Here is a 25,125-nt window from a genome sequence, read left to right as displayed (position 1 = left end):
GCTGGGCGTTTGGAAGGGGCCGGGCTGGCCGGAATCCAACGGCACCGGAAGGCCGCTTCCAAACGCCCAGCCCGACCTCCGTCCCCTCCGCCCGCTTTCCTGCTGGTTTTCTCTGGCTCTGACACTAAAGCGTGAAGGCATTTTCGAAAAAGCCTTGACGTTTTACTGTTAACCCTCAAGTCATTTACATGAAATCTCTATGTCATAACCTGTATTAAATTCCAAACACTGTCTCAATCAAATGCTTCTTTGCTTTTTCTACTTCCATGCCCGCCCCCTCGTCTGAACGGACCTTCCCCCCGCTGATGCGGACGTTCTCTATGGCTGCGGTTCAATATCATATCATGCATCTCTTTCATCCTGCTGAAGGTATATTCAGACGAATCTTCCGGATCCAGGCGTTTTAGCAGCTCACCTTCCAGACGTTCCAGAAAGCCTTTAAACTGAGCCTGTTCCTCTTCGCTGAAGCAGTCAAAAATCTGATCCATATCACGGCCGTCAAAGCCCTCGGACTGGTCCACCACCTTTTTCCCTTCCTCCGTCAGTATGATGTTCATACTCCTTTTGTCCTGTTCAGAAGGAACCCGCTTTATATAACCTTTATTCTCTAACTTCCGAAGCAGTTCGCTCATGGACTGGGTGCTGATTCCTAACAGGTAGGAAAGCTCCTTGTGGCTGATCTCTGGTTTCAACTTCAATATGCCGAGAATGCGGCCCTGCCCTTTGTAGGGGCTGGCCATAGAACCATTTCCCCTGAAGGATTCCGCCTGACAGCGGTGCATAAGCGTTCCAATATAAGCAAGATACTCCCATAAATTATTTCTTTCCTGATCCATCAATGATCTCCTCTCTTTCCTCAAAAACTGTTAGTCCCAAATGTCTTCCATCCTCACCCCGTCAGAATCTGATCCATACTGAGTGAAAATGACGGTGTCAGCCCAAGTTTCCTCAATTCTTCCCCGATGTCGCACAGGCACCGGCTCACTTCGTCAGGCCCATAACCGGGATTTGCCACAATCTGCATGGATACAATTCTGCGCTCTGGCCCATAATCGTGAAAATCAGCCTTTTTCAATGTGATGACATCCTTTTTAACGTCAAATATGGCCTGAATCGCCGCCATCTGCTGTTTCGGAATCCCCTCTCCCAGAAGAAGGATAAAATGGCTGAAAAATGACTTCATTCCGTCTTTTAAAATCAGGCCGCTGATTAAAATACCCGCCCAGCCGTCCAGCCGGATACCCGCCGCCTGATAAATGACTGCGGAACCGGCCGTAAGCACTGTCATTTTAATATCAGCCCAGTCATTCTGTTCGCAGGCCTTTAAAGCCTCGGAATCCAAATGCTTATTCACCCTTTTTGTATAAGCCGACATGCCATACTTAACGGCCACGGATAGAGCAGACACCCCGTACACCATGGCTGGTGATGAACGGACCGGAGGAGACAAAATCCAAAGAACCGATTCCCTCAACATCGTTATTCCGGTCAAAATTACAGTCATTGATATAATAAATCCCAGAACATATTCCGTCCTTCCATGTCCATATGGGTGCAGGCTGTCTTCCTTCCGCCCTGACAGATGAAACCCCAGCAGCACCAGCAAAGAATTTAACGAATCCATGAGATTGTCAAGGCTCTCCGCCATAACCGCCATATTGCCGCACAGGGCTCCTGCCAGATACTTACATATAAACAGCAGAAGATTGCCGGATGCAGAAAAAAAACCAACCTTAATTCCCATACTCTCTCTGGAAACCGGCTTCTGCAGTGTTTCTTCCATATGCGTTCACTCCTTTCCAATACTGCTGCAATGATCACATCAACTGCAGCGCAAAATACATCAGGTACCTGATATAAATATAGCAGGTACCTGATGTATTGTCAATCCCATATTTTCAGCATATGCAAAAAAATAAGCGCCCATGAAAGATAACTCCATGTGACGCTTACTTTATACGGTTTTATTCTGGAAGGCAATACAGCCCTCTCCCGCTTAATCCAAACAGAGCGCTGTCATAATTCCCAGCCGTTTATTTTACATATTTCACAAGTGTCGCGCGTACAGCGCCTTTTCCTGCGGTCAGTTCTTTAAAGTAGGATTCTACGGTTTCACCCAGTCCTGCTTCATAAAGATTGATTCCGAAGATTTTATCATTAGAAAGGATTGGTTTTAGCTCTTCGTGGAAATCTCTTTGGTCGCCCAGTTTGATGTCTGCCAGGCATGGACGGACCGTATCTAACAAGGGATCTGAGCTGAGTTCCATGGCTTCTCCGTTATCGTCCACTCCGAGAAGATATCTGCACCAGCCCGCCAATACCAGGGGGATCAGTTTTAAATTCTTAACATCCAGATCTTCACGGCTTAAATACGCTTTAATGGTCTCTCCATAACGGATTCCCAGCTTCTGTGAGGTATCGGTTGCGATTCTCTGAGGCGTATCGGGCATAAATGGGTTTGGAATTCTGATCTGAAGCACTTCATCAATAAATGCTTTCGGGCTTAAAATGCCGGGATCCACCACAACAGGAAGCCCCTCTTCATATCCGATCACTTCCACCATGCGCTTTAACTGCTCATCCTTCATCTCGTCCGCAATCAGGGTGTAGCCCAGCAGACAGCCGTAAACAGCCAATGCGGTATGCAGAGGATTCAGGCATGTGCACACTTTCATCTTCTCCACTTTATCAACCGTCTCACGGTCGGTGAAGATGATTCCGCCTTCATCCAGATTGGGCCTTCCGTTGGGGAACGCATCCTCGATCACCAGATACTGGGGTTCTTCCGCGTTAACAAAGGTGGCAACATAGGTATTTTTAGATGTCACTTTTGTATTCACATCTTCAAAGCCGCATTCCTGCAGCATCTGTTTAACTTTTTCATCCGGTCTTGGAGTGATCTTATCGATCATGCTCCATGGGAAAGATACCTTGGAACGGTCATTCACATAATCATAGAAGCCCTTCTCACATACCCCGTTTTCGCTCCAGTGCTTTGCAAATGCATTGACAGCCGAATACAGTTTATCCCCGTTATGGGAACAGTTGTCCATGCTGACCATGGCTACAGGCAGTTCTCCGGCCTGATATCTCTTGTAGAGCAGGGTGGCCACCTTACCGATATAGCTGTCCGCTTTTTCCGGGCCGTTGGCAAAATCTTCCTGCACGTTCTTATAGTATTCGCCTTTTCCGTCAACCAGGCTGTATCCTTTTTCTGTTATGGTAAAGCTGACCATCTGAAGGCTTGGATTGGTAAACACATCCACCAGGCGGTTCCATTCATCAACGGATTCCCGGTTTAAGGAAATGGCTTCCGTAATGCTGCCCACCAGCGTTTTTTCTATGCTCCCATCCGCTTTTAAGGTGACTAAAACCCCCAGATTATCATGGGTTTTGTACATCAGGTCTATGATCTCGTAATCAAATCCTTCAGCCGCTATGATTCCTGTTTTGGATTTCCCTTCATTTAAAATTTTCTGCTGTACATTGGCGGTAAATGCGCGGAATATGTTCCCCGCTCCCATATGCACCCAGGCCGGATTCTTATAGGTTTCCTCAGCTACTGCGTCCATATCGAATTCAGGAAGGCTGAAACCGGCTGCTTCCCATACGTTTCTGTCTTTTAATGCTGCCCTATTTAACTTCATAATATCTCCTTTTCTACTTTGACGGTAATTGTGAGTTCACATTGAAATAATATGGATACTCTCTCAAAAGCATTGGCAGGAAATCGGCAAAACGGATGATATGATTGTGGATGAAACTGTTTAAATCATACTTGTCCGTAACCCCCAGCAAAAGCATATTGAAAACTTCCAAATGTTCCTCGTAACTCACTGTTTCCAGATTATACTTACCCAATACACGAACAAAATAACGCACACGGTCCAAATGGGAAATGACTCGCTGAACAGAAGCATATGTTTCAGGTTTATTGGCCACCATATAGATTTTCTTATGAAATTCGTCATCATACTGGAAGAATTTCCTGATCTTTTTTTCGTCTCCCTGCAGCACTTTCTGCTGTTCCAGATTCGCATAAAACCAATCGATGTCTTCCGGGGACAGATGGTTAGACGCCAGGCGGATAATGGACGGTTCCACAGCGCAGCGTATAAAAAAGCCTTCATTTACGCATGACATATTGATCAGCGTAACTTTCGACTCTTTTCTGGGGACAATCTCAATCAGACGTTCTTCCTTCAACTGGTATACCGCTTCATGAACCGGCGTCCTGCTTATATTCAGTTCCTCTGCGATCTTCACTTCATTGACGATCTCACCCGGTTTCATCTCAACCTGCATTATGTTTTCACGCATTACCCTGTAAGCATATTCCCTGTGACTTTCATTTTTGATGCGTTCTAATATAATCATGTTCCATAGTATAACTATCCAATCCGATGAATTATACCTCTCCTTTCTTAGATCTATTCGTGATATTAAAGAGATTAAAAAGCAAGGCAATATTTTAGATTTATTCTATCACATTCCCCATGCAAAACACAACGGGTATATAATAACTTTTATCATTTTTCACATGGTACGGACATCTGATCCTTCCTGGCCGTTCTTTCGGTTAAGAAGATGAGACGTCTGGACTGTTACAGTTTCAGCCTCCCATACCGTTTAACAGATCCCCGGCAGCTTTCCCGGCTTCCCCGCCCACCAGGTTATACCCCTCCTGTTTATAGTGATAGCAGTCTTTCATCAGGCCTGCGGCGGCCATATCACGGAAGGAATCCGACACCAGAAACACCTGCTCCATTTCCTCCGCCAGCTCCTTCTGCGCTTCCTGCACCGGCACATAGAGATTTAAATCATCCCTGTTATTTCCAATCTGGATTAAGAAGATCCGTTCAATCCCAAGGGAGATCCAGTTTTGAAAAAATGCCCTGGTCTTTTCCTTATATACCTCTTTTTCCATTCCTCTGTCCGCATCCGTACATCCCTGGCACCAGGCCATGCTCTTGGAACGAACCTGAACCTCCTGGCCCGCCAGATACCGGAGCCCGCTCACAAACCGTTTCTTCGCGTCTTCAAAATAAGCCGTTCCCTTTTCCCATTCCTCAATGCTGGAACCGCCCTTTGAACAGGAAATGCCCACCACCGGAACATTTGTTTTCTCATAGCAGGCGTTGATAAATGCAGAAACCATGGAGCCCGTTTTCATGCCCGGTTCATAAACTCCGTCCGGATTATTTTCAAACACTCCAAAAGGCTCCCTGACAGGAACCAGCCGGTCCGGTTTGCTGACCGCACAGTATTCATAACCCCTGCCTTCTTCCACAACAGGAGCAAGGGACGCGTCGCCACGCCCCGCCATATTGCTCTGCCCCATAAACAGAATAAGATCTACCATTTTCATAGGATATCCTCTTTTCGACTATAATAAGATCTGATGCCTCACCAAATCCTCCAGCGTATCCCGTTCCCGGATCAACACAACTTCTCCATTTTCCCGGATCAATACCTCTGCCGGGCGCAGTCTGTTGTTGTAATTGGAAGACATGGCCTGTCCATAAGCGCCCGCGTCCAGAATCCCCAGCACATCTCCCTGGCGGATCTCAGGAAGCAGCCGGTTTTTCGCAAGTATATCTCCGCTTTCGCAGATATTTCCCACAATCGTGACTTCCTCTTTGCCCGCAGACGGCTCGTCCCCGGGGCGGTAAATCTCGACGCCGTGATAAGAATCGTACATGGCAGGCCGTATTAAAACGCTGAAACCGATGTCGCTCCCCGCGTATTTGTGGCCGCTGTTGTATTTGACGGCGTGCACTCTGCCCAGAAGCACGCTGGATTCGGCTGATATATAACGTCCGGGCTCAATGCGCAGGGTGATTTCCCTGCCGTACCGTTTTGTGAATTCCTTCATTTTCTCATCAATGGCTTTTCCAAGGGTTTCCAGATCAAGGCGTTCTTCTCCGTCTTCCTTATGGTAGGGGATTCCAAAACCGCCTCCAAGATCCACAAATTCCAGACCCGGAAACTCCATGACGATCTCCAAAAGCCGGTCCATGCTCTGTAACAGCTCATCCCCCTTCATATACAGGGAACCGATGTGCTGGTTGATTCCCGCCAGGGTCAAATGATACTTTTCCAGCACTTCCCTGACCTGATCCAGTTGATCCGTTGAAATCCCGAACTTGGTCTTCTTTCCTGCCGTAACCACTTTCTCGTGATGGCCTGCCCCGATCCCGGGATTTACCCGTATGGCAGCCCTTCCGCCCGGATTCAGCCTGCCAAACAGCTCTAATTGGGCCAGGGAATCCACGCTGATCAGCACGCCTTCGTCAATGGCGTACCTCATTTCCTCCTCCGACACATTATTACAGATAAAAAATATATCCTCCGGTTCAAATCCGGCCAGCCTCTGGGCATAAATCTCCCCCATGGACACCGCATCCACCTTCAGGCCTTCACTCTTTACAATCTGAAGAAATGCCAGATTGCAGTTGGCCTTTGATGAATAATCCACCTCAAACTCAGGATAGGTTACAAACTGTTTCAGGTCACGGCAGCGGGTTCTTAAAATTCTCTCATTATAAACATAAAGAGGGGTTCCGTACTTTTCCGCCAAACCGACCGGATCAATTCCCTCAAAAAAATTCATTCGGTCTGTCACATCCGACAAAATCTTTCCCATTCTTCTATTTCCTTCTTTCTTTAGTTTCTCGATCTATTATAACTGCTGAATGTGGGATTTGCAAACATTACATTCGATTGGAGTAATGCGTTTTTGCCGGAAGCGCCTGAAGAAACCAGGCCGGATCATCAGAAAACCATTTGCAGATTCACTAGGAAATGAAACAGAACACAGGCGGAGAAACCCCCGCCTGTCATAAAAGCCTGACTGCTGTATATCAGCAGTCCCCTATATAGTAAAAAACAATGTTCATGTAGTCCTTTGGCTGGGCGATTTCCAGCACAAGCCGGGAATATTTACCATTTTCCATATGCCGGTTCAGCAGCTTCCTCTGGACCAGGAAATTCTTATTGATATCTTCCTTCCGGCCGTCCCCATCTAAAAGGCTGACCGGACCGCTGCAGTCATTCACTGCCAGCAAAAACCTTTTCATATTTAAAATATTCAGCTTTATCATATTCCACGCTCCATTCCTCCGTCTACCGGCGTCCATAAGATATTTATTTTCCGTTACCTTTTATAAATATCATTATAGTGCAGAATATTTGGCGTGAATATGCTGTTTACTGCCTTTATCTGTCATTATCCTGCCATTTGCGCCGGTATTCCAGGGGAGTGCAGCCCATGCTTTCCCGAAATGTTTTGCCGAAATAGCTGCTGCTGCCCAGCCCGCACAAATGCCCGATAGAAGTAACCGGTTCCTGGCCCCGGGCCAGCATGTTACATGCCATCTGGAGACGGCAGCTTTTTATATATTTGGCCGGGGTCGTGCGCAGATAGTCATGAAACATGCGGAAACACTCCCGCTCGCTTGTAAAAGCCGAGGCGGCCAGATCCCCAATGGTGATCTTCTTATCATAGTTTTCATGGACATAGGTCATCATCAGCTTGATCTTATTGTTCACCCTGTCGTAAAGGCCATTTTCCTCCAAAAATGGGCCCGACAGCTCAAACATCCGGACCCAGATATCGGACAGGGCATTTCTCAGATCCATTTCATACCCAAAATCATTTTCCGACAGTTCAAATGCCCCGCAGATTCGATCCAGGACCTCTCTCTGTTCCGCCACATCGGGGGACAAAGCAATGATCTCAGCCTGTGTATTGGTAATCAAAGGCACGACGTATTTCTGCCAGATTCTGCTGCTTAGCCCCCCTGCGATCAGAGAGGGCTCAAAAATGTGAAGAAATGATACCGTATGCTCCATTCCTTTTTTCGTCATATGAAGCACATTGGAATTCACCATGCCGCCTGTACCAGCCGGAAATAAAGTCCTTCCCTTGGGCGTATAGTATTCCAGCGCGCCGCTTTCAATATAAAACACTTCCACCGCATTATGCCAATGCCACGGCACGAATTTCCCCATATACTGATCCAGCTCCACCCTGGATGCGATATAGGGAAAATCGGGTGCTATATTAGGCAGCAGTTCCTCTTTGCTGCCGCTGTTCAGTTTTATGCTGCGTATCAGCTTCAATCTTTCCTACCTCACACTTCGCCGTCTCCCAGGCATCCCAGGCAGACTGTCTTTTTGCTGCCATTACATCTTCGGCAGATTGTGGTTTCTTCATAGGTGCTGGCGCCGGAACCCAGGTTGATGCTGCTTTTGATCCGGACTTTTTTACCGGTGCCGCCGCAGTCGTCACATTTCACTTTGCCTGTGCCCTCGCATCTTCTGCAGATTGCTGCGCTCCTCTTGGTTTCCTGAGGAACGGTTACCCGCGGTGTATAGGCGTTTCCTGAATAGGACTTGGTACCGGAGCCGGACGTTTTGCCGCTGCCTGCTTTGCTGTTACCCGATTTGCTGCTGTCTGCTTTTTTGCTTTCCTTTTTAGCGGCCTCCTTCTCCTTTTCCTCCTCTTTTCTGATCTCCTCAACCTCTTTATCAAAATCCGCAAGAATCTTATCGTAGGCGCTCTGATACTGCTTATTGCTCTCTTCTAAAGTCTTTTCCAGATTTTTAAGCATCGGGTCGTATGGATTTGTGTAATCGTAATCCCTTTCTCCCGCAAATGCTGTCATCCCCATGGCTGCTGTCAAAAGTGCTGCTGTGAAAATGCCTGCTAATAATTTACTTGTTTTTTTCATCATAATATACCCCTTTCCTGTTACGGACCATCTTGTTATCTGTTTTATAATTGGTTATCTCTATCTGATGAATTCATTATATAACCGGTTATCTTCCTTTTCTGCAACTTTTTTCCGCCGGATTTTTAGCGTACCGCTTCTCCTGCAAAACCAGGGGCTTTCCTCACGGGAAGCCCCCGGCAGCCATATTGTCTGCATTGATCTCTCTTCAGTCTTCCTCCATGACACGTTGAATCAGAATGTTCAGAGTCCCTCTCACAATCTTCTCATTTTCCGGGTTTTTAAAAAAATCCAGCACCGCTTCCAGATTATTATCTCTCACACAGTCCATATAGAACATCCGGTTTGTCTCCGGAACTTCAACCCCGGAGGTTCCCACAACTCTCCCATTTTCCTTTCTATGATTCACTGCCACAGTACAGTCGTGATGTCTGTATCTGAATTCATACACCAGGGATTCGAAATCCGTTCCCTTTGCCATCTGCTCCTCTATCATCTCTATCACTTTTTTTATCTCAAAATCCGCCATCACAAATCCCTCCTTCTCATTTTCCCAGTTCTTTCTGCATTTGATAAAGATCTTCCTGATTCTCTCCGATGAATTTAAGCCACTGATCCATATGCTTTTCTATGGTGTCCAGATAGACGTTCAGCCTCCGTTCCACGGCATCCCGGCTGTTTTCCCAAACAGGATCTTCTGCGGTCAGATATTGAAGCTGATCCACCACCTGCTGCATCACATAGGCAGTTTCTTCTTCCCCCCATTCGGCAAACCAGTAATTGACGCCGGTATAATAAAAACCTCCCATGTACTCCTGTTCTTCCACATCGTATTGATAAGTGAATTCCAGGCTTTCCCGGGTCACGCCTCCCGGACCTTCATTCTCCAGATAATATTCCAGGTATTGAAGGCTGCTGATATATCCCGCCAGATAACCGCTCCTCATATCGGCATTGATCTTATATTCCTCCGGATCCAGCCCATACTTTATGAGAAGTTCCTTAAACTCCTCATCCATCTCGTATTCTGTCATGGAACCGCTGTCCTCTTCCATCTGTTCGATTGTCCCGCGGACTGCCGTACGGGCTTTTTCAAGCGTCTCCTGGTTTGAATCTTTCAGATAAATGCCTACGGCCTCCAGGGCTTTCTCATAAGCTCCGCCGTCCTGATCCTGCAGCAGTGTGATTTCTGCGAAATCGTCCACAATTTTCTTATAACCCTCTTCTTTCTTCCCGCCTCCGGCCGAACATCCCGCCAGCATAACGCAGGCCAGCAGGACAGATACCGCCTGTTTCATTCTCATATTCCCCTCTTCCTCCCTTTCCTCCGCCCGGGGCCGCTGCCCCGTAAGCATCACCATCCGGAACCATTGATCTGATAATTCTGCATGATCATTTCATCCCGTTTATCTTTTAAACGGCCTTTTGCCGCATCCAATTGTACAGATAATTCCTCACTGCTCTGCCCGCTGAGGGGATGGTTCAAAATGAATTCGGGAAATACGGTCATCTCCTGTACCGAATCCAATACCGTATCCGCTGTTTCCTGGTCCAGGCTCAAAAGCACCCGGCTCAGTTCCAGATAACACACCTCCATGTAGGCGTCCAGATATTCCCCGTAAGCTTCCGCCAGCGCCTCCCTTTTACTTCTGTCATAATACGGACTGTCTTCACCGCACAGCCCCTCTTCCAGATGGAAAAGAGCGTCGGGAATCATGGCCCCCAATTCTGCCGGTTTCCCATACAGATCCCGCAGATCGGCCAGGGGGATTTCCGTGTTCATCATCTCCAGTTCATCCAAAATGCGGCTTCCGTCATTTACCATGACGTCATATTTCTCCAGTTCCCGGCTTTTTTTCCCGATCAACTGTTTGAGCTCCGCCACAGCCTCCGGTTCACCGTCCAGAACCCGGTCCGTCCGGGCCGTTTCCAGAATCATCCTCTGGCTGACTGCCTGGATATCCAGAATCTGAAGGTTCAGCACAAGGCGGGATGCGGCATTGCGGATCACCAGACGGTCTTCCTCTGACATTTGAACCGGCCCACGGGATTTCCAGGCCGCAGCCCCTCCCGCCGTCAAGACAGCAGCTAACATAATGGTGGCGCATCCCTTTAATCCCCAGGCTTTTCTGCGGTAACGGCTGATCTTCTTTTTATTCTCCGCACATACATCCGCCAGATAGCCGATAAAATTATCATGAATCAGGCCGAAGTTGCCGTCCGCTGTTTTTTCAAGCAGATTCAAATGACTGATCAGTTGTTCTGAGACCGCATAATCAAACCACTCCTGTTCATTGGCGGTTTCTTTCAGCATCAGCCTGGATTTCCCCATATATTCAGGAAATGCCATGCCAAAACTTTTCCGGTTCAGGCTTTGGTAATTCTTCTGTACAATCCGGTAGAGTTCTTCCATCGTAACCAGTGTTTTTTTCCTGCGCTTCAGCTCTCCCGCCAATTCAGGCAGAAGGTGGCGGATCAGATAGCCGACCCTAAGCTGTTCCGCCTGGTTTCCCGAATTCATCCTCTGCCCACGGATGCATAAACTGTCCAGATACCGTCCGGTCATTTCCTCCATCCCGCATATCTGTTCCACATCTCCCAAGCCCCGGCCGCCTTCCAGGTTCACCTTCACGGTTTCCCGGTATAAATAAAGCATCATAGGGTTGCCAAGGAGCCCGGCCAGTTCCTTTTCTTTCGGAAGGGGAATCCCGGCCTTCTCCAGTTCCTTTTCCACCGCCTGTTCCGAAAGGGGCAGAAGTTCCAGCGTTAAAAACCCGTGCAGGCCGTATTGTTTCACCGAATCCCAACGGTCTGTTACCAGAATCCCAATTCCTGGTTTCCGGCCCAACTCCTCGATCTCTTTCAGCAGGCCTCCCGCCCGGGTTCCAGCTTCATTTAATCCGTCCAAAAGCAGGATGAAAGAAGCCCGGCCTTCCGGATTCTGCTTTTCAAACAGCCGGTCCAGCATGTGGAGCGCCTCTTCCATATCCCTTGCCTGTTCTGTAAAACAGAGCCGGCGCAGCAGATATTTCCTGATATACCAGGGTTCCTCTCCTGCCTCCTGATAGTCCGTCAGAGGGATGTAAACGGTCACCGGCATCCGGGATTGGTAATCCCTGACGCCCCGGCCCCATAATTCCTGTAAAAAGCAGGTTTTTCCCATGCCGCCCGGGCCTTTTAAAAGATACCGCCCGCCTGAAACCAGCTTCTCATAACAGCCATCCTGCGTCATCATTTCTCCGGTTTCGGCCTTTACCGCCCTGTCCAGATACAGGCCGTCCCGCCTAGCTTTTTCCCGGAATCCCTGACGGCTGGTTTCCCAAATGGCGCTGTGGGAAATCCCTTTTCCGTCAATTCTGCGGATCAGTTCTTCAAAGTCCCCCCGCATCTTCCCTATCGTCTGGTATCGCTGCCGGGGCAGTATGTTCAATCCTCTGTATACAATCTGTACCGCTTTTTTCGCCGCGGATACGGGCTGGTTCCTGAATATCTGCAAATCCTTGGGAAAACATTTCCCCAGCCTGCTGCCTACAACTTCGTCATCCGTCAGCCTCCGCCCCGTCAATATGCGGAAAAATACGGCGGCAGCGGAATAAAGATCGGCGGCGGGTCCTATAGAATCCTCCTGGCAAAGGCGCACTTCAGGAGCCGAATACCCTTCCTTTATGCTGAATAAACGGATTTCCCCATCCCTTTGTTCCATCGGCCAGACGCTGTTATAATCGATGAGAAGCGCCCGGTCTTCCAGCATCAGAATGTTGTCAGGGCTGATGTCCAAGTGCAGGATTCCGTTTTTATGGAAACATTCCAGCGCATTCAGGATCTTTATCATACATGCTGCCGCCGCCCTGAGGCTGTTGACCTCCGTTCCTTCTTCCAAAAGCTGCTCCAGGTTTTTCCCGCCATGGACGGCCAGAACGGAATAATAGGTTCCGTAAGCCTGAAAGGAATTTAAATTCCCGGATATCTGTTCCGGCTGTAAATCCAAAAGTTCCAGGTTCGCCTGATTGCCGCGGTAAAAGCTTTGGCGGCAGCGCTCCATATACGCTTCTCCATCTTTTTGACAGCAGACACTGCCCGATACATCACGGCAGATCAGCCCCTGGGGATGGGCCGGGAATAATTCTTTTATCAGCACATTGTGATAACATCCACGGTTTAAACGGTCTTCATATCTGGCCCGGTAAACCACGGAACTGCCTCCGCAGCCCTCCACGGATTCCAGCCGGTAATCTGTACCGCCCAGGGTGATCACGTCACCCATTTTTCGTAACTGCCGTTTTTGATCCATGCCTTACATCCCCCCTTCCTGTCTGAATAAGCCAAAAGGCATTCATCTACAGACAAATGCCCTCTCTTGCCAATCCGCATTTCTTCTCAACCCTGTCTGCATTTCCTATTGCCATCATAGCAGAACCCATTCGGCCGGCCTGTAACTTTTTTCCGTTTACTCTTCTTCAAACAGGACACTTAAAACCGCTTCCATTCTGTCGCTCACAAAATCCCCTTCCTGGGTTTTCATGGCGTAAAGAACCAGAAAATCAAAAGGATTTCCGGGATCCAGAAGGTTCATCCCATAGGAATCCAAAAACAGATTCATCTTCTCCAAACGGATTTCCAACCGGGTATCGGGATCCTCCTCCTCAAAATCGTCCAGGTAATAGTCCTCCTCCCCTGATTCTTCTTCCAGCTCATCAAATGCCTCCGTAATCAGGTACAAAAGAATCATCACCTTTCTGCTCACATCCTCTTTCCGGTTGCGCATGTTCAGAAGGTTGCTCTCATTGGGCCAGTATTTTTTAACCAGCCGCTGTAACAGAATATAATCGGATACCTTTTTCGTCTGAGGCACATTCATCCTGATATAGTCTCTCACCACTTCTTCCATGGTGAATTTCCGTTCCGCTTTTCCGCTCTCTCCTTTTGGATTCTGCAGATAATCCAGCAGTTCCGTAAATTTGGCATAGGCCGTTTCATGCAGGACCCCCAGCTCCCCGCCGTGTTCCCTGAAAAATGCAAACAGTTCCTCATCACAGGACACCTGGAAAAATGCGTCTCTGACCTGTTTTGTATAGACCGGCGTTTCCGCCTTTTCCTTTTCCATTTCACTTTGCCCCATCACCTGAGATTGGCGGATCTTCGCTCTCAACTCCACCGCTTCCTCATAGCTTTTCCCGGTCCTCAACCCATAAGCATATACCAGTTCATCCGGGTTCCGGTAATGGATACCGGTTTCAGAAGCCGCTCCCAGCACCAATCCCGCCTCCGCTTCCTGAAGCCCTAAGACAAAGCAGATCTGGAACAGCGCTTCCCGGTTCTTAGGCATATTCTGCCCCTTCAGCCAGTTTCTCACCTTTCTGGAAATGCTGCCGTACTCCTCACCTGTAATCTCCGAAAGCCCCTGGGCCAGCCTGGATGCCAGATCCTCTCCCGGATAAACACGTTTCAAAACATCATTGAACCCCCGGAATATGGCCCCTTCCTTTAAAAACTCCACCATCTGCCGGGGCGTCTTCTCATCCCCCATCAAAAAAGCCATATTATTTCCTGAAATTACGGTCATATCCCTGTTCATACGGTCATTCTCCTCCATATATCGAAAAACCGCCTTTCTCCGGGCAGTTTCTTTCAAATTTATAATACCGGCTGCGTATGAATAAATTGTAACATAGATAGGACTATTTGGGAATTACCGAATCTGATTATGGGGGAGGCGGGATGGAATAGGACGTAACAGTTCAGACCTATATGAACTGTTACAATAGGACCAACTATACTACAAGAAAGTGCCTCCCTATGAAATAAAAAAACTCCCACAGACATGCCTCTGTGGGAGTGATAACTGGGCTACAAGGATTCGAACCTTGAAATGACGGAGTCAGAGTCCGTTGCCTTACCATTTGGCGATAGCCCATCGCAACAACAAGATATATTATAAAGGAAACAGTCCCGAATGTCAACAGTTTTTTTAATTAAACTAATTATTAGTACAATTTATGTAACAGCTCAGACCTGTCTGAACTGTTACCAATTTTCACATCGCATAGACATCCGATGCTTCTTGACCATTTTGTGTGTCAAGAAGATGAGCCGGACGTTTCTTCTATATCCATCTCCAGTTCCACACTTTCCTCTTCCGTTTCTTCCTCAGTCTCTTCTTCCTCGTCCGTCTCCTCTTCAGCCTCTTCCTCAAACAATGCATCTGACGGCGAAGCTATGGGCGTTCCATTGGATGGAGACGCCAAAACCGGCGCATCCGACGGAGTGGCTTCCTCTTCTTCAGGTTCCCGGACTGCCGCAGCAGCGGCGGCGGCGGATTCCCTCTCATCCGGCTCTTCCTCATCCCAGGAACCGTCGTCCGTGATTTCATCCTCTGACCCGGACATGAGATCGTCCCCATCGGCAAGACGTCGTACCGGATCGCCATTTTCTTCCGTCTCGTCCGCCTCTTCCTCACCGGCGTCTTCGGAGCCGCTTAACTCTTCTGACTCCTCATCCCCGCTCTCTTCTTCCGTTTCCTCCGCGTCATCCCCAAAGATGAGGCCGTCCTCTGTTTCGTCTCCTGACGCAAACTGCAGATCCTGGTTTTCTATCTCCTGAGAAAGCTGGGTGATATTGAGAGCCGACAATTCCTCCATATCTTCCATATCCAATTCTTCATTCTCTGAAATGATGTTCTGCACAAAATATGCCTTGCCGCAGGAGATTCCGTATTCCTGGGCCAGCTCCTTCAGTTCAGGCGTGACCTCAATCTCCTGGTCATAGACCACTGCCTTAACTTCCTTTTCCTGTAAAGTCTTCTCCACATTCTGTACCGCTGTATCCCGGATCTTTCCTTTTTCCTTTTTCCTCGTTTTCACATCGGTGACCGTGACCAGCACCGCATTGTAATCCTCTTTTAAATATCCCTGGTTCAGCATGGTATCAACCAGGCTTTCAACGGCCTGATCAAACTTCTTCCCCTCTATATCCACATCCGAAAGGATCTCTGCGCCGTCCGCATTGACCGCCTCAGCCTTTAAAATCCTGCTTCTGCGGTTTAAAGACAGTTCAATCCCCGGATTGACATCTATTCCTACAACAGAGACCACCTTCATCTCCCCATAGGCATAAATCCCCCCCGTCGCTGTAATCAAACAGAGACAGGCCGCCGCCGCTGCCATTCCTTTCCGCACTCTGTTAAATGAAATAACAGACGGCTGTTTCACGGCTTCTTCCTGCGGTACCGACAAATCGATTTTGTCCAACACATCGGGAGTAATCTGCGTTACGGCAGAAAACAAACGCTGTTCAATTTCATCTTTTGCAATCTTCTTTTTTGCTTCTGCTCTCAACGAATTCACTCCTCTCTTAAATACTTTTCCAATTTTTTCATAGCTCTGTTATACTTGGACAAAACCGTAGCCAGGGGCATCTTCAGTGAAGCTGCGATTTCCCGGTGTTTCAGTCCTGCAGATGCGTGGAGCAGGACAATCTGCCGTTCCTCCTCCTTCAGTATGCTGAGGGCCGCCTGCAAAGCCATCTTATCTGCCGCCTGTTCAATCGGAAGGCAGACCTCGCCCGGCTCCCGATCCTCCAATTCATCAATTCCGATATCCGCCTGATGCTTTTTCTCCCGGAACTTCATATAACACAGATTCCGGGCAATGGTGAACATCCATGCCAGAGGTTTGCCCTGGGGGATATACCCCGCAGCCGATACCCATATCTTCAGATACGCCTCCTGCATCGCTTCCTCCGCATCGTCCGGATTCTTCAAAACAGACAAAATATAGCTGTACATAGTACGGTCAGTATTCTGATACAACTGCCGAAATGCGAACTCATCTCCAGTGCCGACACGCCCCAGCAACTCTTCATCGCTTAACTTCTCATAGTCTGGCGGTATATCACGACTCATATGAATTCCTTTCTATAATGTTAATGCTACATTCTTCCATCTTATTGCATCAATCTGGAATTTTCCCGGCGGATCGTAACATTTCAGCTTTCCGCACAAAAGCTGTTCTCCACCGTAATGACGCAAAAACATCTCTTATCTCTTTGATTAACCGTTTCCGCTACCTTTCTTCTCAAGCTTTTTCTCATATCCTCATTATATTCCCTTGGTACTACCAAATCAAAAATCAGATTAATCCTCTCCGTCCCATCCACAATCCTGAAATCGTGGAAGGACAGCCTGGAATCCATTTCCGATAAAACGCCTGCCACCAGGGCTTTAAAATCCATTACCCTCACGTCGCTGGTTTCCACCGGATCCATATGGATCACCATAAACATATTGAAACGTTTTGCCGCTTCCCGTTCCACCCGGTCGATAATTTCGTGGGATACTTCGATATCCACATTATTGGGGACCTCGGCGTGAATGGACGCCATACTTCTGGACGGGCCGTAATTATGGACGATCAAATCATGGGTTCCCACAATTCCGTCATAACCCTCCACAAATCTGGAAATCTCTTTATAGAGTTCCGGATCAATCGCTTCCCCAATTAACGGGGCCAGGGTATCTTTAGCGATGTTGATGCCTGCAATCATAACCACAACAGACACCACCAGACCGATCACCCCGTCAATATTATACCCTGTGGCGACGAAAACCAATATGGATACGATTGTGGCGGACGTGGTCATCACATCGCCAAAAGAATCCGCGGCCGTGGCCACCATCACCGTGGAATTAATCCGCTTGCCAAGTTTCCTGTTAAACATGGCCATCCAAAGCTTCACGACAATGGAGAGGGACAAAATCACCAGGGATATGGCCTTAAAAGTCAGCTGCTCCGGATTCCTTATCTTTCCAAAGGAAGTCTTAAACAGGGAAAATCCCACCTGAATTACGATAAATGCCACGATAAACGCCGCAATATACTCAATCCGCCCATGCCCAAATGGATGATCCTCGTCCGCAGGTTTTTCCGCCATCTTCGTGCCCACGAAACCGATGATGGAAGACGCCGCATCGGACAAGTTGTTAAATGCGTCGGCCATTACGGAAATGCTGCCGATCAAAAGCCCAATAAACAGCTTTGCCGCAAACAGCACCACATTGCAGCAAATCCCCACAACGCCGGATAAAAGCCCATACCTGGTTCTCACCGACACATCCTCTACATTATTATAGTCCTTAATGAACCTTCTTACTAAAAAATCTGTCATTCGTACTCCACCTTTGTAAGAAAAAGCCCTTCCGGCGGCGCCGTATAGCCTGCTGCCTGCCGGTCTTTTGCCTCCAGTATCTGATCCATCGATCCCGGCTCCCGTTTTCCCAGCCCTACTTCTATCAGGGTTCCGGTTAAAATCCTGACCATATTGTATAGAAATCCATCACCGGTATACCTGATCTCCAGCACATCCTCCCGCTGCTGGAAGGTGATGGAATGCAGCGTCCTGACCGACGGCTTTTTCATTTTTTTATTGGAACAGAAACTTTTAAAATCATGGGTGCCGCAAAGTTTTACCGCCGCCTGCTCCATTGCGGACAGATTCAGCCTTTGCCCCAGTCCATATACATATTTTCTTGTAAATACATTCTTTTTAGGGCTCATATCCACATAATAAGTATAAGTTTTTCTTGCGGCGTTCAGCCTGCTGTGAAACCGGCCGTCCACCTCTTCAACGTTCAGAACCCTGATATCTTCCGGAAGATACCGGTTTAAATAATCTTTCAACGCCTCCGGTTCCTGCCTCATTTCCATATGGAAATTGGCTGTCTGGCCGGAAGCGTGGACACCTGCATCAGTCCTCCCGGAACCATGCACTTCCGTGGCAGTCTGGGCCAGCTTAGAAACCACAGCTTCCAGTTTTCCCTGAATCGTATGATCCGTATTCCCCTGTTTCTGCCACCCGTCATACCGGGTTCCGTCGTACTGTAAAATAATCTTATAATTATAGCTCAATGGCTTTCTCCTTTTTCAATATGCCGCTCTCATCAATGGCGGCAACCGCCTCTTTCAGTTCTTTTTCATCCTGCACAAGAGCCATCCTCACATATCCCTCTCCCGACGGCCCAAAGGCGCTGCCGGGCGTCACGATCACTCCTGCCCGTTCCACCAGATCCATTGCAAATTCTTCCGAAGTTTTATAATGATCCGGAATCCCGGCCCACACAAACATGGTGGCCTCCGGCTTCTCCATATCCCATCCGATGGACTTTAATCCGTCGCACAGCACATCCCTGCGCTTTTCATAAGCGGCCCTGGTATCGGCCACGCAGGACTGGTCCCCCGTAACAGCCGCAATCGCCGCCTGCTGGATCGGCAGAAACATCCCGTAATCCATATTGGATTTAAGGGTCTTTAACTTGGAAACCACCTGGCTGTTACCCACGCAGAATCCAATCCTGGCCCCCGCCAGGCCGTAAGTTTTAGACAGGGAATTGAATTCCACCCCCACATCCTTTGCCCCCGGAAAATGAAGGAAGCTGCCGCAGTGTTTCCCGTCAAATACCAATTCGCTGTATGCGTTATCGTGAAGCACAATGATATCATATTTTTTCGCAAATGCAGTCAGCTCCTCATAGAAACTGTCGGGAGCCATCACTGTGGTAGGATTGTTGGGGTAGGACACCACCATGAATTTGGCCTGCCTTGCCACATCCTCCGGAATATCGTCCAGCCGGATCACATATCCATTTTCCTTTTTCTGCGGCATATAATAAAGCTTTGCCCCGGCCAGAAGGGGGCCGTCGGCAAATACCGGATAGCAGGGATCAGGCACTAAAACCAGGTCTCCTTCGTCCACAACCGTTAACGCGATATGGGCCAGCCCTTCCTGTGACCCCAGCAGAGAGCATATCTCCGTTTTAGGATCCAGTTCCACCTGGTAACGGTTCCTGTACCACAAAGCCACCGCCTCCAGCAGATCGCTTTGGTCATTGATCGCATAGATATAATTGTCTTCCCTGGCAGCCGCCCGGCAGAGCGCTTCCCTTATATGCGCGGCAGGCGGTATGTTGGGCGCTCCAACGCTCAAATCCGTCACACGCTCTCCATTTTCCTGTTTCTGCCTCTTTATTTCCAGCAATTTTGAAAAGATTCCTTCTCCAAAACGATCCATACGCTTTGCAAACTGCATGTTCTTATCCTCCATCCTAAAAGCCTATTTCAAATACTTACCTGCTATGGCTTTCAACTGATCCCTGTGTCCGGTAAACCATCGTTCAAAGGTGGTTCTTTCCCCGGAAACCGCCTCTCCCACTTCTTTTAAAAATGCAGGAATATCCTCTTCCAGAATCACGCCCCAGCTATCGCCGAAACGCTCTTTCCCCTCCTCCGGGCAGCCGTTTACATGGAGGGTAAATGCAGGGACCGGAACCTTATCGATCAGTTTCACGCCTCCATGGAAGCCCAGCGTTCCGATCTGGTGGGTGCCGCAGGAAGACGGGCAGCCTGATATATGGATTTTAGGCAGCACACCGTCCCCAAAGTCCATTTTTCTCATCTCTTCTGTCAGAACCGCCATCAGGTTCTGGGAATCCCTGATCCCCACCTGGCAGATCGATGCCCCGATACAGGCGACGGACGATTCAAACAAATCCCTCGCCCCGTCCGAGGTCACTTCCAGCACCTTTTTCGCCTCATCTCCGGTGCAGTTGATGATATAGAGATCAGCATCAGGAGACAATCTTAGTTCCACCTGATCCATTTCCTTTATGACTTCATAAATTTCTTTCCATTTTTCCGGCTTTGGAGTTCCGCCCACCGGATGATAAGAAACCGCGTAAAGCCCATCCTGTTTCTGGCTGATTATACGCCTGTCCGAAACCACGCTTCCATCTCCCGTCTTATCCATAGGATGGATTACAAGTTTCAGATCCAGATCCTCTCCAGATTCCAGTATTTCATCTAATTTCTCCCGGTAAGCCGCAATATATTTCTTCTGCCCCAAAGTGATCTGCATATATCTGGTTCTGGCTTTCGCCCTGTTTTCATAATTTCCATAGGCGATAAATGTCTCCACCATGGCTTTGATATAATAAAGGACTTTTTCCGGCCTGATCCCTTTCGCCACACAGAGGCCCGGCCTGGGATTGGCCCCCAGTCCGCCGGCGCTGTATACATCAAACCGGCCTTCCTTTGTTGCCACAAATCCCAAATCCCGAAACGTAGCATGGGTTTCATTGGCCGTGGAATTGGAAAATCCCACTTTCAGCTTACGCGGCATCTTAACCTTGTTGATAAAACTGAGCAGATAATCCGCCGCAGCCTGGGCATAAGGCATCACGTCAAAATATTCCCCCGGCTCTGCGCCGCTCAATGGGGATGCCATTACATTCCGCGGGAAATCCCCGCCGCCGCCCCAGGTAATAATGTCATGGTCCGCAGCCTTTACCATAATGTCTCCGGCCGTCACCCCATCCAGATTGTGAAGCTGAATGGTCTGGCAGGTGGTAAGATGTACCTTCGTAATCTCATACTGCTCAATACAGTCCACTAAAAATTTCAATTTTTCCTTTGTAATCCGGCCTCCGGTCATTCTGAGACGCAGCATGCTGGCCTCTCCGCCTCTCTGGGCATAGCTGCCGTACCGTCCTGAAAAACCCTTATATTCTTTCGCCGTAATTTCCTTATTATAGAACCGTTCCGTCATCTCCTTAAATGCGTCGATTTCCGCTTTAAATTCCTGGGCATATTCTGTCTTCATCAATTGCTCTCCTTCAAATATCTTTTTCTTCTGTTATAATATCCCCAATAAATGCATTATCAATTGATAAATCAATGGAATAAACATTGCCGGGAGCAAATTTCCAATTTTTAGTTTTTTATCAAATATCATATTGATTCCCAATGCAAAAATTAATATAGATCCCACGCAGGACATCTGTCCGATCACGCCTTCACTCAGATAGGGCCTGATGAATCCGGCCAGCAGAGTTATACTCCCCTGATAGACGAAAACCGCCGCCGCCGACAGATACACCCCGATCCCCAATGTGGCCGCAAATACCACAGCTACCACGCCGTCAATCACCGATTTTGCAAAAAGCGTGCTGAAATTATGGTTCAATCCGTCTTCCAGCGCCCCCACAATTGCCATCGCGCCTACGCAAAACAGAAGGGAACTGGTCACAAATCCCTCTACAAACGTGCTTGTCCCCTGGCTCTGTGAAGAAATCTTAATCCTGCACCATTCTCCCACATATTCCAGCTTCTGTTCAATATTAATCCATTCACCCAAAAGTGCCCCAATGAACAGCGCTCCGATTATCAGCATGGTATTCTGCGTCGCCAGCCCATTTCCCTCTACCGTCAGCAGTCCGGCCAAAGCCCCGGACAATCCGATAAAAGTAGTAACCAGACCGGCCGCAGTCATAATAATATCCTGAAAGCGTTGAGGAAGCCCGCCTTTAATCACTAAACCTAACGTTGTTCCGACCACAATTGCGGTCACATTAATCAAAGTCCCTGTCCCAGCCATCATTTCCCCCTGTATTTTTTTGCATAATCTAGGATATTATAGTACAAAATCCTTGATTTTACAAGAAATAGTGCTATACTATTAACATGCAGATATAGTTCATCGGTAGAACACCAGCTTCCCAAGCTGGGGAGGCGGGTTCGATTCCCGTTATCTGCTTTTGTTGAGACCTCAGTAAATGCAAGAATGTCTTGTAGGTACTGGGGTTTTTAGTTGTTTGAGGCGGAATCGAAAAATTATAATATAAAAGAAAATACAACAATATATACAACACGAAATATCACTCGAAAAGGTTCTAAATGAAAAGGAGCGGGGCCATAACAGCCGAGTCCTTTTCCTGTTTTTTATATAATGGCATTATTCCTAATCTCAAATCTTTATAATTCTTAACATCTCACTATATTCTATTTGAATATTTAGAATACTTTGACTGATTATATTCTTTCATTTTTACAGTAAGCATAACCGCATTATTAAATAAAATAACTGATACCAACACTCCTGAGCCAATTTCAGAAAACACTGTTTCTTCTCCTTATAATAATCCTCTGACACATAAGCATATAGAAATAAAATTTGCTCAAATATATAAGCTAATTAAATTATACAAATAAAATTATTAAAGGATTATTATAAAGTAACATATTAGTTTGATTTGATTGAAATCAGTAGTTTTTTGTAATATACTATAATCATAAAAATATGGGGGGGTAACATATGATAAAAAAAATAGTTATGAGTATATTGGCAATCTTAATGACACAAACTTTATTTGGATGCGGGATCAATACAATAGTTTCCAAAAAAGACGAACGTGTAAACTTTGAAAAAATAGGAATTACGGAAGAATACTACAATGATACAAAAGATCTCATTGACAAGTATTCATCTGATGAGATTAAAGACAGAATCAGTAAAATTTATGCAGACTTCGGGGGTAAAACCTATGACAGTAACGTAGTCCAACGTAATAAAGAACAGTTAGAATCCGAAGTAAAATCAGACTATTATAATATATTTAAAGATTGTAAAAATGAGCCCGATAAAGAAATGGTTCTATTTGGATACAATTATACCTTGTTAAATTTGATGAATCAGGAATTTAAAGAGATGGGCGTCAAATCTATCAATTATAGTGAAGATTTAGAAAAATACTATAACCAATTTTGTAAAATAAACGATGTAAATATGTTTGATGATTTCCGCTTAATTATTTCAAAAGGTAATATAATGGATTATGCTAATAGCATTGTAAAGAAGAGTATCGATGATGTGGCTGAAATATTAAGTCTTTCAAAAACATTATTTGATGCAAATATTTATTTAGAAAATGCCTATTTAGAGGAACGGGATATGGTTTCTCTATATGACACACATAAGGCTGCAATGGAAATTATAGATGACATTATTGATACACTTGAAGATTACCCTGAATATAAGAAAAAATTTACTAAAGTTGATTTAGACAGCATACAAACTGCTGCTGCCGAAAGCACTAAGTATTGTAAAGCTTTATGTGATGCATATAGCAAAGGCGATATGAGTGCAGTTACCACTAATGCAACATATATGATAGAGTATCTCAAAGTGATAAATGAATTTTTGACAGACTTAGACAAACACATTGATAAAATACTAAATTGATGTAATTCTAATATTTTCCTCAATAGAGGATTATACTCTGTTGGTAAATCGGAACTGCTAAATCGGATCAGAGAAAATCAACTGGAACGTGGGATGAGACAGCAGCCGAAGGTTCAGCCTTCCGGCCTCCGTTTCATCCCACTTTTTTTGCGTAACCTTCGCCGATTTCCCTGTTCCACCAAATTTGCTATTGCAGCGGCAGAATCCAACTTTATCTCACACTTAATGCTCTGGCTCCTACATTCAATACTCAACAAAAAATCGATATCAACCTCAGACAGGGAATATCCCCTCCTATAATAGCGTACTCTAAGCAAGGTTAAATCCCATTGGAGCGTATTTGAATATTGATTTTGCAGATCAAATGGGGTATTATAATTCCAGATTAAAAATAAATTTGTACAGTCATAAACAGGGGGGGATAAAATGATAAACAGAAGTGACCTGGTGCCCATAAACTACTATAAAAAAGAACCTTTTTACGGCAGCTACAAGGGCATGCGTTACCGTGTTATTAAAAGTGACGATGTGCTTCTCGCCACTGTATGGCCGGAACCGTATAATTTTGAATCCACTGCTGATGAAAAAAAGAAATCCTCAGAATTTGAATTTACTCAAAATGGTGTTGATCAGGCTTATCAGTGGCTGGATGAACAGTATGAACTTGGGAATTACACATGCCCGGTATATTAAAAGGGCAGACGGCGGAATCGATCTTATTATATAATTCTCCGGGTAACGCATATTCTATAGCATAAAAAGGTATATCTTTAGAGCATATACAACAGTATATTTTATACATTCACCTAACCGAATCTATAAAATATACTGTTGTTTTTCAAAATCATACTTTTATTACAAGTAAATTGTTTTATGCAAACTAAAAAGCGGCTTCCGAAAACTTCGGAAACCGCCTAAAACCTAAAAGAAGAGCGCGAGACGGGACTCGAACCCGCGACCCCGACCTTGGCAAGGTCGTACTCCACCAACTGAGCCACTCGCGCATAAATAATATATTAACTTTGAATCGGGGTGACAGGATTCGAACCTGCGACCCCCTGGTCCCAAACCAGGTACTCTAGCCAAACTGAGCCACACCCCGTCATATCCCAAAGCTATACATATTGCAGTACAGACATGGTATAAACCAAATCTTATGTACCCTCAAAACCACACACTGAATTATATATCATCCCCGGCATCTCTGCCGTTCCATCCGTTCCGGTTTTTACACCGGTTCCTCTTTCCTAAACCAACTTGGTTAAGCCCTCGACCGATTAGTAACAGTCAGCTCCACATGTTGCCATGCTTCCACCTCTGCCCT

At 46.8% G+C, this 25,125-nt stretch carries 22 protein-coding genes and 4 tRNA genes; 3 read left to right on the top strand and 23 right to left on the bottom strand.

Annotated features, from left to right (window positions below):
* Positions 1-233: 233 nt before the first annotated feature.
* The 21 genes from GPL15_RS06925 to GPL15_RS06825 all read right to left on the bottom strand — a co-directional run bounded on the left by GPL15_RS06925 (position 234) and on the right by GPL15_RS06825 (position 22,160).
* A complete protein-coding gene (locus GPL15_RS06925; protein ID WP_215697342.1) occupies positions 234-836 on the bottom strand; it encodes a MarR family transcriptional regulator in 603 nt (200 codons plus the stop codon).
* Between the two features lie 53 nt (positions 837-889).
* On the bottom strand, positions 890-1,783 hold the full coding sequence (locus tag GPL15_RS06920; RefSeq protein WP_215697340.1) for a cation diffusion facilitator family transporter: 894 nt from the start codon (positions 1,781-1,783) through the stop codon (positions 890-892).
* A gap of 250 nt (positions 1,784-2,033) precedes the next feature.
* Positions 2,034-3,647, bottom strand: coding sequence for a mannitol dehydrogenase family protein (locus tag GPL15_RS06915; protein WP_215697338.1), 1,614 nt, complete (start codon positions 3,645-3,647; stop codon positions 2,034-2,036).
* Positions 3,648-3,660: 13 nt separating this feature from the next.
* Positions 3,661-4,320, bottom strand: coding sequence for a GntR family transcriptional regulator (locus tag GPL15_RS06910; RefSeq protein ID WP_275950462.1), 660 nt, complete (start codon positions 4,318-4,320; stop codon positions 3,661-3,663).
* A gap of 292 nt (positions 4,321-4,612) precedes the next feature.
* Entirely contained in the window at positions 4,613-5,368 is a 756-nt protein-coding gene (locus GPL15_RS06905) for a sialate O-acetylesterase (RefSeq protein ID WP_215697334.1), read from the bottom strand.
* A gap of 18 nt (positions 5,369-5,386) precedes the next feature.
* Positions 5,387-6,646, bottom strand: coding sequence for a diaminopimelate decarboxylase (gene lysA / locus GPL15_RS06900; RefSeq protein WP_215697332.1), 1,260 nt, complete (start codon positions 6,644-6,646; stop codon positions 5,387-5,389).
* 217 nt (positions 6,647-6,863) lie between these two features.
* A complete protein-coding gene (locus GPL15_RS06895; protein WP_215697330.1) occupies positions 6,864-7,103 on the bottom strand; it encodes a ribonuclease HII in 240 nt (79 codons plus the stop codon).
* A 115-nt stretch (positions 7,104-7,218) separates the two neighbouring features.
* The gene (locus tag GPL15_RS06890; protein ID WP_215697328.1) at positions 7,219-8,124 is read right to left on the bottom strand and encodes a helix-turn-helix domain-containing protein; all 906 of its coding nucleotides are present in this window, start codon (positions 8,122-8,124) and stop codon (positions 7,219-7,221) included.
* An 11-nt stretch (positions 8,125-8,135) separates the two neighbouring features.
* Entirely contained in the window at positions 8,136-8,738 is a 603-nt protein-coding gene (locus GPL15_RS06885; protein WP_215697326.1) for a hypothetical protein, read from the bottom strand.
* A gap of 205 nt (positions 8,739-8,943) precedes the next feature.
* A complete protein-coding gene (locus tag GPL15_RS06880) occupies positions 8,944-9,264 on the bottom strand; it encodes a hypothetical protein (protein ID WP_215697324.1) in 321 nt (106 codons plus the stop codon).
* Between the two features lie 16 nt (positions 9,265-9,280).
* Complete coding sequence (locus tag GPL15_RS06875; RefSeq protein ID WP_215697322.1) at positions 9,281-10,039, bottom strand: hypothetical protein; 759 nt, start codon at positions 10,037-10,039, stop codon at positions 9,281-9,283.
* A 50-nt stretch (positions 10,040-10,089) separates the two neighbouring features.
* Positions 10,090-13,026, bottom strand: coding sequence for a hypothetical protein (locus GPL15_RS06870; RefSeq protein WP_215697320.1), 2,937 nt, complete (start codon positions 13,024-13,026; stop codon positions 10,090-10,092).
* 156 nt (positions 13,027-13,182) lie between these two features.
* On the bottom strand, positions 13,183-14,310 hold the full coding sequence (locus GPL15_RS06865; protein ID WP_215697318.1) for a hypothetical protein: 1,128 nt from the start codon (positions 14,308-14,310) through the stop codon (positions 13,183-13,185).
* A 267-nt stretch (positions 14,311-14,577) separates the two neighbouring features.
* Positions 14,578-14,649 (bottom strand) — tRNA-Gln (locus GPL15_RS06860).
* A gap of 163 nt (positions 14,650-14,812) precedes the next feature.
* Positions 14,813-16,069 (bottom strand): hypothetical protein, encoded by a 1,257-nt coding sequence (locus GPL15_RS06855; RefSeq protein ID WP_215697316.1) that lies wholly within the window; start codon positions 16,067-16,069, stop codon positions 14,813-14,815.
* Positions 16,070-16,074: 5 nt separating this feature from the next.
* Positions 16,075-16,635, bottom strand: a complete 561-nt coding sequence (locus GPL15_RS06850) for an RNA polymerase sigma factor (protein WP_215697315.1) — start codon at positions 16,633-16,635, stop codon at positions 16,075-16,077.
* An 83-nt stretch (positions 16,636-16,718) separates the two neighbouring features.
* The gene (locus tag GPL15_RS06845) at positions 16,719-17,897 is read right to left on the bottom strand and encodes a cation diffusion facilitator family transporter (protein WP_215697313.1); all 1,179 of its coding nucleotides are present in this window, start codon (positions 17,895-17,897) and stop codon (positions 16,719-16,721) included.
* Positions 17,894-18,637: a tRNA pseudouridine(38-40) synthase TruA gene (gene truA, locus GPL15_RS06840; protein WP_215697311.1), complete on the bottom strand. Its 744-nt coding sequence runs from the start codon at positions 18,635-18,637 to the stop codon at positions 17,894-17,896. The genes GPL15_RS06845 and truA overlap by 4 nt, the downstream gene beginning before the upstream one ends.
* Positions 18,627-19,814 (bottom strand): aminotransferase class I/II-fold pyridoxal phosphate-dependent enzyme, encoded by a 1,188-nt coding sequence (locus GPL15_RS06835; RefSeq protein ID WP_215697309.1) that lies wholly within the window; start codon positions 19,812-19,814, stop codon positions 18,627-18,629. The genes truA and GPL15_RS06835 overlap by 11 nt, the downstream gene beginning before the upstream one ends.
* A gap of 24 nt (positions 19,815-19,838) precedes the next feature.
* On the bottom strand, positions 19,839-21,383 hold the full coding sequence (locus tag GPL15_RS06830; RefSeq protein WP_215697307.1) for a nitrite/sulfite reductase: 1,545 nt from the start codon (positions 21,381-21,383) through the stop codon (positions 19,839-19,841).
* Between the two features lie 33 nt (positions 21,384-21,416).
* Positions 21,417-22,160: a DUF554 domain-containing protein gene (locus GPL15_RS06825; RefSeq protein ID WP_346344911.1), complete on the bottom strand. Its 744-nt coding sequence runs from the start codon at positions 22,158-22,160 to the stop codon at positions 21,417-21,419.
* A gap of 85 nt (positions 22,161-22,245) precedes the next feature.
* Between GPL15_RS06825 and GPL15_RS06820 the strand changes: the two genes are divergently transcribed.
* The 3 genes from GPL15_RS06820 to GPL15_RS06810 all read left to right on the top strand — a co-directional run bounded on the left by GPL15_RS06820 (position 22,246) and on the right by GPL15_RS06810 (position 24,494).
* Positions 22,246-22,316 (top strand) — tRNA-Gly (locus GPL15_RS06820).
* A 558-nt stretch (positions 22,317-22,874) separates the two neighbouring features.
* Positions 22,875-23,801 (top strand): hypothetical protein, encoded by a 927-nt coding sequence (locus GPL15_RS06815; protein ID WP_215697304.1) that lies wholly within the window; start codon positions 22,875-22,877, stop codon positions 23,799-23,801.
* A gap of 426 nt (positions 23,802-24,227) precedes the next feature.
* A complete protein-coding gene (locus tag GPL15_RS06810) occupies positions 24,228-24,494 on the top strand; it encodes a GNAT family acetyltransferase (protein WP_215697302.1) in 267 nt (88 codons plus the stop codon).
* Positions 24,495-24,732: 238 nt separating this feature from the next.
* Here GPL15_RS06810 and GPL15_RS06805 read toward each other — a convergent pair.
* Both GPL15_RS06805 and GPL15_RS06800 read right to left on the bottom strand, forming a co-directional pair.
* Positions 24,733-24,805 (bottom strand) — tRNA-Gly (locus GPL15_RS06805).
* 23 nt (positions 24,806-24,828) lie between these two features.
* Positions 24,829-24,903: transfer RNA gene (locus GPL15_RS06800), tRNA-Pro, on the bottom strand.
* Positions 24,904-25,125: the final 222 nt, after the last annotated feature.

The sequence above is a fragment of the Clostridium sp. MCC353 genome (assembly GCF_018785315.1).
Taxonomy (GTDB): domain Bacteria; phylum Bacillota; class Clostridia; order Lachnospirales; family Lachnospiraceae; genus CHH4-2.
The sequence above is the reverse complement of the archived record's forward strand: the minus strand, read 5'-3'. Positions and strand labels throughout refer to the sequence as shown.